The organism is Vibrio sp. 10N.222.55.C6 (genome assembly GCF_041473395.1).
In the GTDB taxonomy this organism is placed as follows: domain Bacteria; phylum Pseudomonadota; class Gammaproteobacteria; order Enterobacterales; family Vibrionaceae; genus Vibrio; species Vibrio crassostreae_C.
Genome location: NZ_JBFRSD010000951.1, coordinates 1 through 401 on the forward strand (window position 1 = coordinate 1; position 401 = coordinate 401).

Consider the following 401-nt stretch of genomic DNA (forward strand, 5'->3'; position numbering starts at 1 on the left):
AGGTGTTATGCAGATAAAGTTGCCATGCGAAATCCGAACACGTCAACTATGCTTCAATTTGAAAAAGTAACGAATGCGATAGCGTCAAGTAATGTCGATGTTAGTGAAATTTTAAAAGATTCAACTGGCTCACGTCGTATTTGGCAAGTAAATTTACAAACGCCACTTTTTGACGCATTAGAGCACGTAAATTTTGAAAGTTTGTGGCGATGCGTTGATGAAAACGCCGAATGTCCCCTATACGTAGATAATCATATTGAGCGAATTACACAAATTCAGTATGAAACTCAGCGTAGTCGCTCATCGGTTGAGATTTGGCTAGATGAATTTCGTGAGACTAATGTTAAAGAATCGTATAAAGCGTTAGAACTTTTTGCGTTGTATGACTCATGGCGTAAAGT

1 protein-coding gene is annotated in these 401 nt (G+C 38.2%); it reads left to right on the forward strand.

The genetic code is table 11. The features are described from left to right. Window positions 1–48 precede the first annotated feature (48 nt). Window positions 49–401, forward strand: a 353-nt coding sequence (locus AB4486_RS27015; protein WP_372119854.1) for a hypothetical protein, incomplete at its 3' end; no start/stop codon positions are given.